Below are 15245 nucleotides of genomic sequence, written 5' to 3'. Positions count from 1 at the left end.
GTTAGCGCCCGCGCCCGCAGGGCTGAGCGGCCAGGAAGGCCGCCACGTCCTGCCGGTAGGCGTCGTATTGCACCGAGCGCGGGGCAAACAGGCCCACCACGTTGATCAGCCACGGATGGCGCGCGAACAGCGGCTTGACCATCACATGATCGGCCTCGTCGATGCGCGTCACCGTCAGCAGCGAGGCCGGGATCGTTTGCCGATACACGCGCTCGGTTTCGTCCGCGTCCACGTTGACGTCGCGCCCGCCCAGGATCAGGTGCACCGGCGTGGCGAAATGCCGCAATCCCGCCGTCGCGTCGCTGGCCATGTTGGCGCGAATAAAGCGCCAGCGGTCGGCGCTCAATGCAGCGGCGGCGCCAGACTCACGGCGGTACTGTTCGTAGCCGTCCGGCTGTTCGAGCAGCGTTTGGATGTGGCGCCAGTGCGCCTCGCGCGCGGCGATCGACGCTTCATCGTCCCCTGCCGCCGCCATCGCCGCCCGGGTGTTGTAGCGCCCCTGCCGCAGCCAGTTGATCGCCGGCGCCACCGCCAGCGTAAACGCGATGTCGGGGCGCAAACGCGCCACCTCCGGCATCACCCACCCCGCCTGACTGGTGCCCCACAGCCCCACGCAGCGCGCATCGAAGCGCCCGTCCCGCCGGGCCCAGTCGATGATATCGGCGGTTTCCCGCGCGCGATCCGCCATGGTCTGATGCAGCCAGTTGCCGCCGGAGCCGCCCACGCCCGGCTTATCGAAGGATAAAACCGCATAGCCCTGCTGCGCCATCGTCTCCCAAATGCCGTAATAGCCTTCGTCGCGGCTGGCGTTGGCCGGTCCATCGCCGTGCACGAACACCACGACGCCGGGCTTCACCGGCGCATGCTCCGGCAGCACCAGCGTGCCGGTCAGCCGATTGCCGCCGGCGGTCACCACGACCGGTTCGGTGACAAAGCGAAAGTCGTTGACGTAAATCACCCAGCCGAGCACCGGCAAGAGCAGCGCCACGAGACACAGCCCTATTCTGCGCACGTCGCCTCCCCGCTGCGTTTCTCCATCAACACCCAATCGGCCTTGCCGAACAGCAAGCCCAGCGAGGCGTAATGTTCTTCGCGCCGCACCTGAAAACCGCAGCGCTGATACAGACGCTGCGCATCGACGTTGCACCGGCTGACGTGCAGGCTCAGGCGCCGGCCTGCGCCTTGTTCGGCGGCGTAGTCATTCATCCACTGCAGCAGTCGCCTGCCCACCCCTTTGCCGCGCTGACTCTCGGCCACCGCCAGGTAGGAAAGATACAGCTCATCGGCCGCCGGGGTGTGCTGCAACACCGCAATTTGCAGATACATACGCCAAACGTTTAGCCAGCCATAGCGGCGACACAGCCGCCAAATCGGCAAGGCGCGCGGACGTGGCCCAGCGCGGTTCTCGCCATCGATGGCATTCAGGGCAAAGACCGCCACCACCTGTTCATCCTGTTTCACCACGAAGCTGCGCTCCCGGCTGCCGCTTTGCTTCCAACTCCACAGCCGATAGAACAGACGCCACTGAAGGCGGGCGCTCAGACTGCGCGCGCGCTGGAATTTGTCGCAGAACGCGGCGTAGATCAACGCCGCCGTTTGCAGGCGGTCAGCGTCGCGATAAGGCTCAATGTGCAACATATCAACCTCGACTAGGGTTGGCGGTAGAGCAGCTGTTCCAACAGCCGCACCGGCGTGATCGCCTCCGGCGAAGGCGACGCGAAGATCGCCTGCCGCCAAGCCTGGCTTTCGATCACGTCCAGCACCAGCTGCGCGAGCGGCAAGGGCGCTATCGCCGGCGCGATCTCGCCGATTTGCTGAGCCTCGGCGATCGTCGTCGCCAGCGCCTCAATCAACTGCCGCTGGTTGGCGCTGAACGGCTCGGCCAATGCCGGGTTACGCGCCACTTCAGCCACAATCTCCGCCGACAGTTGCACATTGTCCGGTTCGGCGACAAAAGCGTGATAGGCGGTGAAAAAGGCCGACAGCGCCTGTTTCGGCCGCTTTTTCTCGGCCCGCAATGCGGCGGCGAACTCGGCGAATACGCCGTTTTCCAGCAGCGCGATCTCGCCGATCAGCGCCTCCTTGCCGGAAAAATGGTTATAGAGGTTGCCCACGCTGACGCCCGCCGCCTGGGCGATATCCCGCATGCTGGTCTGGTGAAATCCCTTATGGGTAAAGCTGTGCAGCGCAGCGTCGACAATCTTTTCTCGGTTTCCCATCGGCAGCTCCCGAAGCAATGAGGGCGCTGGGCGCCGTAAATTGATACAAACAAGTGAACGAACGTTCGTTCATTTTCAAGTCTAGCATAGACCGGTAAAATTGAACTACGGCTCAACGGGGCAGAGATCGGTGGGAAGAGACAAACGCCGCCCCACTTTCAGGGGCGGCGCCCGGCAAACTCAGTGCAGCGCGTCGCCCTGCTTCACCGACGTAAACGCCTGCATCAGTTTCACGACGTCATGCATGCCGATGTTGACCTGATTGATCACTTCTCCGGCGTCATGGGTCAATGCCACACCGCCGCCGGCCTGTTCCACGCAGGTCGCCATGCCGGCGATCGCCGCCGCCACGCCTTGCTGGATAGACTTGGTCATGCGTTCGATCTCGGTCGCCGCCTTGCGCGACTGTTCCGCCAGCGTGCGCACCTCGTTGGCCACCACCGCAAAACCGCGCCCGTGCTCACCGGCGTGGGCGGCTTCGATGGAGGCGTTAATCGCCAGCAGATTGGTTTGCGAGGCAATTTTACGAATGGCTTCGACGATGGTGCCGATCTGCTGAGAACACTTGCCAAGCTCGGTGACCACGTCCGACGTTTCGCGCGCCGCCGCTTCGACCTGCTGCATGCCCTTCACCGCCTGCTGCACGATGACCGCGCCCTGCGCCGCCTGCCGGTCGGTATCGAGCGACAGATGATGCGCGTTGCGCACCATCTCTTCTTCATGCTGCTGCTGTTGCATCAGCCGGGTGATGTCCTGGGCGATCTTCACCACTTTCACCACCTGGCCGTCGTTGTCGAGGATCGGGTTATAGCTGGCCTCCAGCCAGACCCGTTCGCCGCGCCGGTTGACGCGCTCAAAACGCCCGGTGATGAACTCGCCGCGCGCCAGGCGCTGCCAGTGCCGCCGATAATCGTCGGAAGCGGCGAACGCCGGTGGGCACAGCACCGCATGCGACTGCCCGCACGCCTCATCCAGCCGATAGCCCATCAGCGCCAGCATATTGTCATTGGCGCTGACAATGTCGCCCTGCGGCGTGAAAGAAATCATCGCCATCGAGCGATTCAGCGCCGCCAGCAGGCTGCGGTGTTCCTGCGCCTGGGTCACTCGCTCGGTCACTTCGCTGGCTATCTTGACGATTTCCACCACCTTACCCTGTTTATTCAGCACCGGCGCATAGGTGCCCTGCAGCCACACCGCCTCGCCGTTTTTCGCGATGCGCTTTATCGTGTCCGTGATGGGTTGCCCTTTATTCAGCGTCTCCCAATGTTCGCGATATAACGGGCTGGCGACATAGTTCGGATCGCAGAAAATACGGTGATGCCGGCCTATCACATCATCGCGTTGAAATCCGAGCGTGCTGAGAAAGAGATCGTTGGCGCGCAATACCGTGCCGTCGGGCGAGAATACAATCATGGGAACGGCGTGTTCTATCGCGCTCAGCTCGGCGCCTTTGTGGGTAGTTAACTGACTGAATCGTAACAGCATAGGGTGTAGTCCTTGTGGCAGATGATCGCGCTTTTCTTATTTTGTCTGGCCACATGCCGCGCCCACACGCAGACGTGCCATCGCGGAAGGAGCGGGCAGCGCCGATCCTTCTGGTTATTGCTCTTAACCGGATTAAATTTATTTATTCAGTAAAGTAATTATTCGAATTTAAATAAACCAACAACCTAAGATTTTTATTATGAATAACTGTATTGAGAATAACGTAAGTGATGAAAATTGAAAGGTAAAATGCGGATTTTTGTCGGCGCCGGCAGGATAACCGGCGCCGGGAAGATTAACGCCAGCGTTCGGCTGCCCAGGCGGCCTGTTGCTCGGCGTCATGGAAAGTCCAGGCGACGAAGCGGCTGATCTTCTGCCCTTGCGCCATCTCGATGGTGCGCACCTCGGCCGCCCCCGCCACTTTCAGCGCATGGTAGATGGCCGGCAACGTGGTGTTTTTCGAGATAAGCGAGGTGAACCACAGGCAGTTATTGGCCTTGCTGACGCTCTCTTCCACCATCTTGCGCACAAAGGCTTCTTCGCCGCCTTCGCACCACAGCTCGTTGTTCTTGCCGCCGAAGTTTTGCACCGGCTTGTCGGCCACTTCCCCTTTGCCCAATTTATGCAGCTTGCGGCGGGTGCTGGCGCGCGCTTCCTGCTCGGACGCGTGGAACGGCGGGTTGCACAGAGTGGCGTCGAATTTCTCGGCCGCGCCGATGATGCCGCTAAAAATCAGTTCAGGCTGTTTTTGCAGCCGCAGACGCACGCTGTTGCGCAGCGTCGGGTTCATCTCGACGATCATTTTGGCTGCGTTCAGCGACACCGGATCGATTTCGGAGCCGGTGAAACGCCAGCCGTATTCGCGCAGGCCGACGATCGGGTAAATGCAGTTGGCACCGACGCCGACGTCGAGGATCGCCACGCCCTTGCCGCGCGGGATCTCGCCGCCGTTGCTGGTCGCCAGCAGATCCGCCAGGTGGTGCAGATAGTCGGCGCGGCCGGGGATCGGCGGGCACAGGTAATCAGCCGGAATATCCCAGTGTTCGATGCCGTAAAAGTGTTGCAGCAACGCACGGTTGAGCATTTTCACCGCCGCCGGATCGGCGAAGTCCACCGAGACATCGCCCCAGGCGTTCGGTTTTACGAACGGCGCCAGCGCCGGGCAGCTGGCGATCAGCGCCGGGAAGTCGTAGCGCGAACGATGACGGTTGCGCGGATGCAGGCCGCTTTTCTGCTGCGGGAAGGTTTTCTTTTTTTCCACCGTGACGGGCTCTCTTGAAGGTATTTCCGGCGCGTAAGATAACACATCCGGCCCGGAATGGCGCAGCGGCGGGAAACCCGGCACAATGAAAGCTTCATCGATTGCCACAGGGGCCCCCATGAGCCGTGAATCTCGTTATTATTATGAACCCGCCGCCGGCCACGGCCTGCCGCACGATCCGCTGAACGCCATCGTCGGCCCGCGCCCCATCGGCTGGATCTCTTCCCGCAGCGCCGCCGGCTTGCGTAATCTGGCGCCCTACAGCTTTTTCAACTGCTTCAACTACCGCCCGCCCATCATCGGTTTCGCCAGCACCGGCTGGAAAGACAGCGTGGCGAATATCGTGGAAACCGGCGAGTTCGTCTGGAACCTGGCGACGCGCCCGTTGGCGGAAGCGATGAACAACAGTTCCATCACCCTGCCGCGCGGTGAGGACGAATTCGCCTTCGCCGGCGTCACGCCGCTGCCCGGGCGTCGGGTCAAAGCCGAGCGCGTGGCCGAAAGCCCGGTGAACTTCGAATGCCGCCTGACCCAATGCATTCAGTTGCAAACCGCCGCCGGGGAACAGGTGGAGACCTGGCTGGTGTTGGGCGAAGTGGTGGCGGTGCATCTCGATCCGGCGCTGCTGGATGAACACGGCGTTTACCAGACCGCCGCCGCCGAACCGATCCTGCGCGCCGGCGGCCCGAGCGCCTACTACGGCATTTCCGAGCAGCACCGTTTCGATCTGACGCGCCCGACGCGCTGATCGCCTCCCCCCGTTTATCTCGGATGTAAACGGGGGGATTAACAATCAAAAAATCTGAACAAAACTATCAACACTCTCCGATTTCATCACGTCTTCTCCTGCGCAATAATCTTCCCATCGAAAGGCACTCCCTTTCTCCCTAATCCGCTTTGACAGGAATGACGAACATGAAAACCATCAAAACTTTTGCTGCTGCTATTGCTCTGGCTACCGTTTCTTTCACCACTTTCGCCGCTGAACACGTCAGCGCGCAGGATGCCGCCCAATTCGAAAAAGCCGGCGTGATCGTCGCCAGCGGCGCGACCGACCTGAGCAGCCTGAAATCCCAGTTGGCCGCCAAAGCCGATGCGGCGGGCGCCAAGGCTTTCACCATCACCTCCACCAGCGGCAATAACCTGATGCACGCCACCGCGGTTATCTACAAATAATCGCCGCCCCAGACGTCAAAAAGCCCGCCGGCTATCACCCCGGCGGGCTTTTTTTATGTTCGCGTACGTCAGCGCTGAATGGGTACGACAGCTATTTTCCTATCGTCAGCTTCGTCAGCCCCCATGCGTAAACGAGCCGGAAAATTCTGTCGCCAACAGGCAGAAACCCTGTATTCAATGGGGTTTGCGGGGGGTTTGCACACACATTTTTTTACCTGCCCATAGCTGGACTAACGGGAGAGGATGATTATCATGTTACGCAGACTACAGATGCAGAGAGCGTTGTATGCAACATATCATTGAAGGTTTCCTCAGTTTCCAGAAAGAGATTTTCCCGCAGCGCAAGGAACTGTTCCGCAGCCTTGCCTCCAGCCAAAATCCCAAAGCGCTGTTTATCTCATGCTCTGACAGCCGTTTAGTGCCCGAGCTGGTCACACAGCAAGAACCTGGGCAGCTTTTCGTTATCCGTAACGCCGGCAACATCGTCCCTTCCTTCGGCCCGGAGCCGGGCGGCGTCTCTGCCACCATCGAGTATGCAGTGGTGGCGTTGAGGGTTACCGATATCGTGATTTGTGGCCACTCGAACTGTGGCGCCATGAAGGCTATCGCGTCCTGCCAGTGCCTCGACCCCATGCCTGCGGTAGCTCACTGGCTGCACTACGCGGATGCGGCCAAAGCGGTGGTCGAGAAGAAAACGTGGAATAGCGAAACAGACAAAGTTAACGCTATGGTCGAAGAGAACGTTATTGCTCAGCTAAATAATATCAAAACCCACCCTTCTGTGGCGGTGGGTCTGCGCAACAGCGGGCTGCGCCTGCACGGCTGGGTGTACGACATCGAAAGCGGCGAAATTCGCACGCTGGATAGAAACACCAAGAGCTTCGTGTCTTTGGCCGATAATCCCGACGTCTATTTCGAATAAAATAGCGTCCGGTTTAGCCATTAAATAAAATCCACGCCGCGGCGTGGATTTTATTATCCGCCTTAAGCCAAGCGCGCCTCTATCGCCGCAGCGAAGTCGCGGCACATCCGGTCGTCACCCTCAGCGTTGTCCGCCAATACCGTCTCGCCATCCACCACCCGGATGTGCGCCTGCAAATCGAAATCTGCCGGCGGCTGCGGGCGCTTGGCCGCGGCGGCCATCGTCTGCTGCGCCTCGTGCCACGCCTGCGCCACCGTCTGGTTGCAGGCCTGCGCCAGATAGTCCGGATTGAACCCTTCGCCGGTCAGGCTGCGCAGCGTGTCGTCATGGCTGACGCTGTTGCCCGGCAACCAGTAGTGTTGCGCCAGATCCGGGCCGATGGCCGGGTTGTCCGTCAGGTAACCGTCGCGCTGCAGGAAGAAGTGACGGGTTTGCTCCACCGCCATCATCGCCAGCAGATAACCCTGATAGGAACAGGCGGACTCCAGCGACAGCAGGTGCGGGATCGCCAACGTCGGGCGCGGGCTGCCGCTGATGCCGAGGATCTTTTGCTCGACCTCGCGCGCCAGCGCGGTGATGGCTTCCGGCGTGCGCTGCTCGTCATCCCACTGATACAACGCCCACTCGAAGTACGGCACCAGCAGGATATGGCGTTCGTTGAACGCGCGCATCGGCTGGCGCGCCGCGATGCCGGCCTCAATCAGCGCATCGGGCACCGCTTCGCCGGCGGCGTTTTTCGCATAGCGTTTCAGCCAGTCGGCGTCGTCCAGCAGGCTGTCGCAGAACATCGACTGGGTTTCGGCATAGGCCATCGAGGTCGGCGGGAACTCCTGCGAGAAGCACGGTGCATTCTGGCGGATGTTGGCGAAGTGCGCCGCGTGGCCGCCCTCGTGGAACAGGGTGTTGAGCCCGGAAGCGCCGCTGCCCACCTGCCCCGGCTGCGCCAGGCTGGTGAAGTTGATGCGCGCCGGCACCCATTCCCCCTGGCGCACAAACGGCGGCACCGGGCCGTGCATGAAGCCGTTCTCAAACTTGCCTTTGCGCACCAGCAGATCGAGATTCATCTCGGCGCCGCCAAAACCGATGTGCAGACGTTTGAAGCTGTCGACCCAGCGTTCCAGCGAACGAGAAAACGGGAAGTAAGGATCCAGTTGACGGGTAACGTCGCCGGCACTGGCGAAGCGTACGTTCCACGGCTCCAGCGCCTGGTCGCCCTTGTCGGCCGCCAGCTGCCGCAGGCTGCGCGCGTTGGCCGCGCGGGTTTCCCGCTCGAAGCGATCCAGAATGGCGAACAGCTGCTCCGGCGTCATGCGCTCGGTTTTGTTCACCTTGTAATCGAAGTAGTTGCGATAGCCCATCTGGCGCGCAAAGCGGTTGCGCAGGCCGATCAGCTCCGGCAGGCCGTTATGCAGCAGCCATTGCTCCAAATCGCGCAGCGCCTGCTGCGAGCTGCGGCGAGAGTCTTCATTCGGGTTGGTCGCCTGGTTGGTCAACAGCTCGCCGAGCGAGGCCGCCACCCGCCGCCCGTCGGCGTTCAGGTGCGTGACCTGATAGCCCTTGCGGCGCGAGTAGAGATCGGACTCGGCGTGGATGATTTGATCCAACAGCGCCTGCGCCTGCGAGTCTTCAATGGCGTTGCAGTCGAAGAAACGCAGCCAACCTTGCAGACCATGGATCAGCGCATCGCGCTGCGCCTCCTGCGGCAGCGCTTCCAGCCCGGCAAGCAGACTGCGGATCTCGGCCAGCCGGCGCGGTTCGGCGACGAAGCGCTTATAGGCGCTTTCCGCGGCGGAAAAGCGCGCCGAGACGTCTTCATCGCCGGTGCCCATGTAGTTTTGCCAGAACAGCTCTTCTTTGGCGCGGTGAACGTCGAGGTAATCCTGGTTCAATTGATTGAAGTAATCGAGAGCCTGTTGCATAACCGTCCTTCTCAGCCGATGAGGAAATATCCCAGTATAGTCGCGCTTAGGCCTGACGCAGGCGCTGCAGCCCCTGCTCCAGCGTCTCGCTCTCGCCGGCGGCCACCAGGCAACAGGCGACCTGCCGCTGGATGGCCTGCGGGATCGCCACCTCGCCCGCCAGACAGCGTTCAGTCCAGCGCGCGGTGGTTTCCGCGTCTTTCGCCGCCGGCAATGCCGGTGTTTCATCCGGCAAGGTGCGCTCCAGCAGCACCTGCTGTTCGCCGCCAACGATGTGGTGAATCTGCGGGCAGCGCAGCGGGTTGGCGTAGGCCTCGCCTTCCGTGCCGTGCATCAGCAACCCGCGGGCGCCGATCTGGCGGAAAAACGACGCCACCCGGCCAACATACTCCGGATGTGAGACGCTGGCGAGGCGCAACGCATCCTGTTCGCCAAACGGCGTCGCCAGCTTGGCCAGCGTATGGGCGCTGTTGCGCACCCCCATGCGCCAACGCAATCCGAGCTGCCGCGCCAACGGCGCCGACAGCGTGGAAACCGGCATGAATACCGCCTCGCCGTTATCGAGACGCCGCTGGGCGTGAGCGGCCTGTTCCGACCACGGCAGCCCCAGAGCGCGGAAAATCTCGGCGCTGGTCACGCGGGTGCTGTCGTCCAGGACGCCGTGCACCACCACCGGCAGGCCCACTTTCGCCAGCAGCAGCGCCAGCAGCGGCGTCAGGTTGGCCTGCTTGCGCGCACCGTTGTAGCTCGGCAGCACTACCGGCAGCGGGCGCCCTTGCGGCGCCTGCAGCGACAATACCTGCTGCTGCATCGCCTGGTAGAACCCCAGCATCTCCTCTTCGGCTTCGCCCTTGATGCGCAGCGCGATCAGAATGCCGCCCAGCTCAAGTTCGGGGACCTCCCCGGCCAGCATCGCCTGATACAGTTGAAAAGCGGTCTGTTGATCCAGGTCGCGCGCATGATTTTTGCCGCGGCCTATTTCTTTGATAATTTTGGTGTAATCCATCCGAAGGTTCCCCTGGCTGCCCTTCAGTTAGCATACCCTATCCGCGCCGCCGCTCAACCTCCTGCGCCAGCCGCCGCTGCGCGTCATCGCCCTCGCGCAGCCCGGCGATGACCCCGCCGGCGTCGTCGGCGCTGCGGTTTTGGCTCATCTTCCATTTGCCTTCACGCCGGGTGACGGCGATCTCGATGCCGACGATGCCTTTAAGCTGCGCGGCGATGTAGTTGGCCGGCGCATCATCGAGCCGCCAGGGTTCCGGGCGTCGCCCTTCCTGCTGCGCGGTAAGAGCGATCAGTTGGCGGCGCAGCCAGGCCGGATCGTCCGTCACCGTCGGCACGCCATAAAGCTGCACCACGCTGTAATTCCAGGTCGGCACCACCTTGCCGGTCTGGCGTTTGCTCGGGTACCAGCCTGGCGACACATAACCTTCCAGGCCTTGAAAGATCACCAGGCATTCCGCGGCGTGCCGCAACCGCCGCCAGTGCTCATTGGCGCGCGACAGGTGCGCCCGCAGCCGCAGCTGCCCCTGCTCGACATCAGCCACAAACGGCAGCGGGTCGGCCGTCAATCCGTGCTCGCCGTGGCTGACCAACAGCCCCAGCGGGTGGGCGCGGATCAACGCCAGTTGGGCATCCAGATCGTCTTCGCGAAATGCGGCGGGTTGAAACATCAGTGGGGCTCCTTATCGCGCTCTCATGATGACGACAGTAAAGCACCCGCCGGCGGCCTACTTAAGATCCGCTTTCTGAGTATTTCGAGTGATCCGCTTTAACAACAACAGGGCCACGCCCATCGCCAACAGATTAAATACCATGGCGCCGGCAAAGGCCTGGGCATAGCGCTCCGCCGCGCCGCCGCTCGCCAACAGCGGCACAAAACCGACGCCGCTGACCACGATGCCCAACGCGCCTCCCACCTGCTGCACGGTGGCGACCAGACCCGCCGCCATCCCCGCTTGCCGCTCCTGCGCCAAACCCAGCACCAGATTCAGCAGCGGCGTCATGCTCAGCGCCTGACCGAATCCCAGAATCACCAACCCCGGCAGCAGCCGCAGCGGATGCGCCAGCGCCTCACCCCACAGCGCCTGCGCCATCAATAGCGCCAACCCGGCGGCGTAAATCGCCACGCCCACGCTCAGCACGCCGTTGCCCCACCGCTGCGCCAACCGGGGCGCCAGCATCGAGGCCAACATAAAGGCCGCGCTGGCCGGGGCGAACAGGCTGCCCGCCTGAAAAGGCGTCAGCCCCGCCCCCGCCTGCAGCAGCAGTGCGAAACACAAGAAAAACGAGGAGGCGGTGGCATAAATCGCGAGCACCACCGCCATACCCGGCGCGAAACCCGCCTGGCGAAACAGCGCCGGATCGAGCACCGCATCGTCACCGCGCTGCGCCAGACGCCGCTCCCAACGCAGGAAGCCCCACAGCGTCAGCATCGCCAACGCCAACATCGGCGCTATCCACCACGGCCAGCCGCGCGCCGGCCCTTCCAGCAGCGGCAGCAGCAACAGCGACAGGCCGGTCGCCGCCAGCCACAGGCCAACGCCGTCCAGCCGCTGCGCCTGCGCCACCCGCGATTCGGGAATGCGCCGCGCCGCCCACAGCGCCAGTGCGCCGATCGGCAAATTGATCAAAAAGATCATGCGCCAGCCGCTGCCGAACAGGTTGGCCTCAATGATAAATCCGCCGAGGATCTGGCCGAAGATCGCCGCCAACCCCAGCGTCATGCCCAGCCAGGCGAAGGCGCGCCGCCGCTGTTGCGGCGCGTACAGCACCCGCATCAAGGCGTAAATTTGCGGGAACAACAGCGCCGCCGTCGCCCCCTGCAGAATACGCGCGGCGATCAGCAGGATGAGCGATCCCGCCAGCCCGCACAGCAGGGAGCTCAACGTGAATCCCAGCATGCCGAGGCTGAACAAGCGCCGACGCCCGAAGCGATCGCCCAGGCGCCCACCGGCGATCAACAGCACCCCAAACGCCAGCTCGTAACCGGCGACGATCAAACCGACCCCGGCGAAATCGGCGGCGAACTGCCGCTGGATCACCGGCGCCGCCACGTTGACCACGAACAGATCGAACACCGTGACGAAACCGCCCAACAGCAGCACCGGCAGGCCGGGCAGCCCTCGCCGCTCACGAGATAATGAATGTTCCATACCACCTCCAGAGATTATGATGGCCGCAGTATGGAACAAGGTTTAAACTGTTACTATATAGCCATTTATACTATTACTGACAGCAACAGGACGGCCGACATGCCCCCACGCACCCTCGAACGCACCCGCCACGAACTGGGGGATTTTCTGCGGCAAAAGCGAGAACAACTGTCGCCAGAGGCGGTCGGCTTGCCGAGCGGCAGCCGCCGCCGCACGCCGGGATTGCGGCGCGAGGAGGTGGCGGCGCTGGCCGGCGTCGGCCTCACCTGGTACACCTGGCTGGAGCAAGGCAGGGAAATCAATGCGTCGGTGACGTTTTTGGAAAATCTGGCGCGGGTGCTGCAGCTCGACGCCGCCGGCCGCTACCACCTGTTCTTATTGGCGCATCAGCGCCCGCCGGTGCCGGTTGGGCATCAGTGGTGCCAGGTTTCGCCGTTGGTGCGGCGTCTGCTGGACGATTTGGCGCTGCGGCCGGCCTACGTCATGAACCTGAGTTGGGACATCATCGCCTGGAATCCGGCGGCGCAGCGGCTGTTCGCCATCGGCGAGCGCCCGGCGCAAGAGCGCAACATGTTGTGGATGCTGTTTGCCGATCCGCAGCTTAATGAGCGCCTGCTGGAGTGGCAGGCGCAGGCGCCGCAAATCCTGGCCAGCTTCCGTCGCGACTACGCCCGCGCGCCGGAGGATGAGGTGATGCGCCAACGGGTGCAGGCGCTGGAGCGGGTGTCGCCGCCGTTCCGCCGGCTCTGGCGGCAGCATGACATTCACGGACGCTGTCAGGGGCGGCGCAGCTTCGTCGTCCCGGAGATCGGCCCGGTCACCTTTGACCACGCCTCTTTCATCGTCGACGAAGAAAACCATCTGCGGCTGGTGATGTACAGCGCGCTGCCGGACGAACCGGCCAGCGCGGCGTTTGAAGCGCTGCTGCGCGAGGATTAACGACGGCTGTCGAAAATGAGTTTGCAGGCCAGCCCGGCGAACACGCCGCTCAGCAGGTAGTTCGGCCAGCGGGCGCTGAAACGGCGGCCGGCGAAACGGCTTTTCATGCCGCTGACCGCCAGGATCACCCCGCCATTAATCAGCAAGCCGACCAGATTCAGCACCGTCGCCAGCGCCAGCATCTGCACCACCACCGAACCGGCGCGCGGATCGATAAACTGCGGGAACAGCGCCAGCACGAACAGCGCCATCTTCGGGTTGAGGATGTTGGTCAGCAGCCCCTGTCGGAAAATGCGCGCCGTCGGTACCGCCTGCAACCCGGCGGAAGCCTGCAGACTGCTGCCGGATCGCAGCGTTTTCCACGCCAGATAAAGCAGATAGGCTGCGCCCAACATTCTCACCGCGTCGTAAGCCAGCGGCACCGCGACGAACAGTTGCGACAACCCCAGCGCCGCCGCCAGCGCATGGCAGTAAGTGCCGAGTTGAATGCCCGCCAGCGAAGCGAAACCGGCCCGCCGCCCCTGGCTGACGCTGCGCGAAGCGATCAGCAGCATATCCGGGCCGGGGGTCAGCGCCAGCGCCACGCAGGCACCGGAAAACAACAACAGCGTTGCGGCATCAATCATGAATCACCTGATAAGAAGACGGACGGGGATGGAGCGTTCATCATAGCGACGCCGACCTGGCTTGTCAGCGCCGCTCGCGTCAGATCACCCACAAATCGAGATACTCGTTGACCGGCATCTGCGCCAACCGCTGCCGGTCCAGCGACACCTCAAGAATGCGCTGCTGCTGCAGGGCCGGGAACTGGCGCGCCAGGTTGGTTTTAAACTTCTCGATCAGCAGCGGGATGCCCTCTTCGCGCCGCCGCGCATGGCCGATAGGATACTCCACGGCCACCTCATCCAGACGGCTGCCGTCGGCGAACTCCACCGTCAGCGCATTGGCTATCGAGCGTTTTTCCGGATCGTGATAATCGCGCGTGAAGGCGGGATCTTCATGGCAATGTATCTTGCTACGCAATGCGTCGATGCGCGGATCTTCGGCCACCCGGTCCTCGTAATCCGCCGCCGTCAGCCGGCCGAACAGCAGCGGGATCGCCACCATATACTGAATGCAGTGATCGCGATCCGCCGGATTATCCAGCGGCCCCTGCTTGTCGATAATGCGCAGGCAGGCCTCGTGGGTGCGGATGCTCACCCTGGCGATATCGGCGGCGGTTTTGCCGGCGGCCTGCATCTGGCGGTGCAGCGTCATGGCCGCCTCCACGGCGGTCTGGGCATGGAACTCCGCCGGGAACGAAATTTTAAACAGCACGTTCTCCATCACATACGCGCCGTATGGCCGCTGGAAGCGGAAAGGTTTGCCGTTGAACGAGACGTCGTAGAATCCCCAGGTCGGCGCCGTGAGCGCCGAGGGATAGCCCATCTCACCGGTGGCGGCCATCAGCGCCAGCCGCACCGCACGGGCGGTCGCATCCCCCGCCGCCCAGGATTTGCGGGTGCCGGCGTTCGGCGCGTGGCGGTAGGTGCGCAGCGACTGCCCGTCCACCCACGCCAGCGACACCGCGTTCAGGATCGCCTCGCGGCTCAGGCCGAGCAGCTGCGCCACCACCGCGGTGGACGCCACCTTCACCAGCAGCACGTGATCCAACCCTACCCGGTTGAAGGCGTTTTCCAGCGCCAGGCAGCCCTGGATCTCATGCGCCTTGATCATGGCGATCAGCACCTGCCGCATGGTCAGCGGCGCTTTGCCCGCCGCCACCGCCTGGCGAGAGAGCCAATCGGCCACCGCCAGGATCCCGCCCAGGTTGTCCGACGGGTGGCCCCACTCCGCCGCCAGCCAGGTGTCGTTAAAGTCGAGCCAGCGGATCATGGCGCCGATATTGAACGCCGCCTGCACCGGATCCAACTGGAAACGGGTGCCGGGCACCCGGCTGCCGTTCAGCACCTCGGCGCCCGGCACCACCGGCCCCATCAGTTTCTTGCAGGCCGGGTAGCTCAGCGCCTCCAGCCCGCAGCCGAGGGTATCGAGCAGGCAATAATGGGCGGTGCGGTACGCCGCCGGGGTATCGACGGCCTCTTTCATCACATAATCGACGATATCGACCATTTCGCGATCGAACGGCGGACGGCGGGTATTGGCAGACTCAAGCATCATGATTCCCAA

At 63.0% G+C, this 15245-nt stretch carries 15 protein-coding genes; 4 read left to right on the top strand and 11 right to left on the bottom strand.

The genetic code is table 11. The annotated features are described in order from the left end of the window. Position 1: 1 nt before the first annotated feature. From H7A77_RS04170 to rlmF, 5 genes are all read right to left on the bottom strand, one after another. Positions 2-1012, bottom strand: coding sequence for a S9 family peptidase (locus H7A77_RS04170; protein WP_047572173.1), 1011 nt, complete (start codon positions 1010-1012; stop codon positions 2-4). Then, a complete protein-coding gene (locus tag H7A77_RS04165; protein WP_149542592.1) occupies positions 1000-1638 on the bottom strand; it encodes a GNAT family N-acetyltransferase in 639 nt (212 codons plus the stop codon). Before H7A77_RS04165 ends, H7A77_RS04170 begins: the two co-directional genes overlap by 13 nt. A gap of 11 nt (positions 1639-1649) precedes the next feature. Further along, on the bottom strand, positions 1650-2219 hold the full coding sequence (locus tag H7A77_RS04160) for a TetR/AcrR family transcriptional regulator (RefSeq protein WP_033642384.1): 570 nt from the start codon (positions 2217-2219) through the stop codon (positions 1650-1652). A 180-nt stretch (positions 2220-2399) separates the two neighbouring features. Then, complete coding sequence (locus tag H7A77_RS04155) at positions 2400-3704, bottom strand: PAS domain-containing methyl-accepting chemotaxis protein (RefSeq protein WP_033633761.1); 1305 nt, start codon at positions 3702-3704, stop codon at positions 2400-2402. A 295-nt stretch (positions 3705-3999) separates the two neighbouring features. Beyond that, positions 4000-4965, bottom strand: coding sequence for a 23S rRNA (adenine(1618)-N(6))-methyltransferase RlmF (rlmF, locus tag H7A77_RS04150; protein WP_167325058.1), 966 nt, complete (start codon positions 4963-4965; stop codon positions 4000-4002). Positions 4966-5083: 118 nt separating this feature from the next. On the opposite strand from rlmF, the gene H7A77_RS04145 reads away from it, so the two are divergent. The 3 genes from H7A77_RS04145 (at position 5084) to H7A77_RS04135 (ending at position 7063) form a co-directional block, all read left to right on the top strand. Next, positions 5084-5713: a flavin reductase family protein gene (locus H7A77_RS04145; protein ID WP_047025039.1), complete on the top strand. Its 630-nt coding sequence runs from the start codon at positions 5084-5086 to the stop codon at positions 5711-5713. Between the two features lie 167 nt (positions 5714-5880). After that, complete coding sequence (locus H7A77_RS04140) at positions 5881-6141, top strand: YdgH/BhsA/McbA-like domain containing protein (protein WP_015377148.1); 261 nt, start codon at positions 5881-5883, stop codon at positions 6139-6141. 286 nt (positions 6142-6427) lie between these two features. After that, positions 6428-7063: a carbonic anhydrase gene (locus tag H7A77_RS04135; protein WP_182073861.1), complete on the top strand. Its 636-nt coding sequence runs from the start codon at positions 6428-6430 to the stop codon at positions 7061-7063. A 62-nt stretch (positions 7064-7125) separates the two neighbouring features. Here the strand turns inward: H7A77_RS04135 and H7A77_RS04130 are convergent, their stop codons facing one another. From H7A77_RS04130 to H7A77_RS04115, 4 genes are read right to left on the bottom strand one after another with little or no spacing between them, the layout of a single operon-like run. Beyond that, positions 7126-8982: a M3 family metallopeptidase gene (locus tag H7A77_RS04130; protein WP_182073860.1), complete on the bottom strand. Its 1857-nt coding sequence runs from the start codon at positions 8980-8982 to the stop codon at positions 7126-7128. A gap of 46 nt (positions 8983-9028) precedes the next feature. Further along, positions 9029-9988, bottom strand: coding sequence for a DNA-binding protein YbiB (gene ybiB, locus H7A77_RS04125; protein WP_033642380.1), 960 nt, complete (start codon positions 9986-9988; stop codon positions 9029-9031). A 37-nt stretch (positions 9989-10025) separates the two neighbouring features. Further along, positions 10026-10655: an FMN-binding negative transcriptional regulator gene (locus tag H7A77_RS04120; protein ID WP_033650546.1), complete on the bottom strand. Its 630-nt coding sequence runs from the start codon at positions 10653-10655 to the stop codon at positions 10026-10028. A 57-nt stretch (positions 10656-10712) separates the two neighbouring features. Further along, the gene (locus H7A77_RS04115) at positions 10713-12137 is read right to left on the bottom strand and encodes an MFS transporter (RefSeq protein WP_182073859.1); all 1425 of its coding nucleotides are present in this window, start codon (positions 12135-12137) and stop codon (positions 10713-10715) included. A 99-nt stretch (positions 12138-12236) separates the two neighbouring features. On the opposite strand from H7A77_RS04115, the gene H7A77_RS04110 reads away from it, so the two are divergent. Next, complete coding sequence (locus H7A77_RS04110; RefSeq protein ID WP_046686666.1) at positions 12237-13076, top strand: helix-turn-helix transcriptional regulator; 840 nt, start codon at positions 12237-12239, stop codon at positions 13074-13076. On the opposite strand, the gene H7A77_RS04105 is transcribed toward H7A77_RS04110, so the two are convergent. Together H7A77_RS04105 and H7A77_RS04100 are read right to left on the bottom strand one after the other, a co-directional pair. Beyond that, the gene (locus tag H7A77_RS04105) at positions 13073-13702 is read right to left on the bottom strand and encodes a LysE family translocator (RefSeq protein ID WP_046896927.1); all 630 of its coding nucleotides are present in this window, start codon (positions 13700-13702) and stop codon (positions 13073-13075) included. The two genes, H7A77_RS04110 and H7A77_RS04105, sit on opposite strands and share 4 nt — an antisense overlap. Positions 13703-13781: 79 nt before the next feature. Continuing rightward, entirely contained in the window at positions 13782-15233 is a 1452-nt protein-coding gene (locus H7A77_RS04100; RefSeq protein ID WP_147823035.1) for a bifunctional 2-methylcitrate dehydratase/aconitate hydratase, read from the bottom strand. Positions 15234-15245: the final 12 nt, after the last annotated feature.

Origin of the sequence: Serratia sp. ME47 (assembly GCF_903970925.1) — a bacterium.
GTDB classification, from domain to species: Bacteria; Pseudomonadota; Gammaproteobacteria; order Enterobacterales; family Enterobacteriaceae; genus Serratia; species Serratia ureilytica.
The sequence above is the reverse complement of the archived record's forward strand: the minus strand, read 5'-3'. Positions and strand labels throughout refer to the sequence as shown.

Coding starts and splice junctions, on each gene's coding strand:
- H7A77_RS04105 (WP_046896927.1), bottom strand. CDS start 13,702: ATGATTGATGCCGCAACGCTGTTGTTGTTTTCCGGTGCCTGCGTGGCG.
- H7A77_RS04145 (WP_047025039.1), top strand. CDS start 5,084: ATGAGCCGTGAATCTCGTTATTATTATGAACCCGCCGCCGGCCACGGC.
- H7A77_RS04120 (WP_033650546.1), bottom strand. CDS start 10,655: ATGTTTCAACCCGCCGCATTTCGCGAAGACGATCTGGATGCCCAACTG.
- H7A77_RS04140 (WP_015377148.1), top strand. CDS start 5,881: ATGAAAACCATCAAAACTTTTGCTGCTGCTATTGCTCTGGCTACCGTT.
- H7A77_RS04160 (WP_033642384.1), bottom strand. CDS start 2,219: ATGGGAAACCGAGAAAAGATTGTCGACGCTGCGCTGCACAGCTTTACC.
- H7A77_RS04165 (WP_149542592.1), bottom strand. CDS start 1,638: ATGTTGCACATTGAGCCTTATCGCGACGCTGACCGCCTGCAAACGGCG.
- H7A77_RS04110 (WP_046686666.1), top strand. CDS start 12,237: ATGCCCCCACGCACCCTCGAACGCACCCGCCACGAACTGGGGGATTTT.
- H7A77_RS04155 (WP_033633761.1), bottom strand. CDS start 3,704: ATGCTGTTACGATTCAGTCAGTTAACTACCCACAAAGGCGCCGAGCTG.
- H7A77_RS04135 (WP_182073861.1), top strand. CDS start 6,428: ATGCAACATATCATTGAAGGTTTCCTCAGTTTCCAGAAAGAGATTTTC.
- H7A77_RS04115 (WP_182073859.1), bottom strand. CDS start 12,137: ATGGAACATTCATTATCTCGTGAGCGGCGAGGGCTGCCCGGCCTGCCG.
- ybiB (WP_033642380.1), bottom strand. CDS start 9,988: ATGGATTACACCAAAATTATCAAAGAAATAGGCCGCGGCAAAAATCAT.
- H7A77_RS04100 (WP_147823035.1), bottom strand. CDS start 15,233: ATGCTTGAGTCTGCCAATACCCGCCGTCCGCCGTTCGATCGCGAAATG.
- H7A77_RS04130 (WP_182073860.1), bottom strand. CDS start 8,982: ATGCAACAGGCTCTCGATTACTTCAATCAATTGAACCAGGATTACCTC.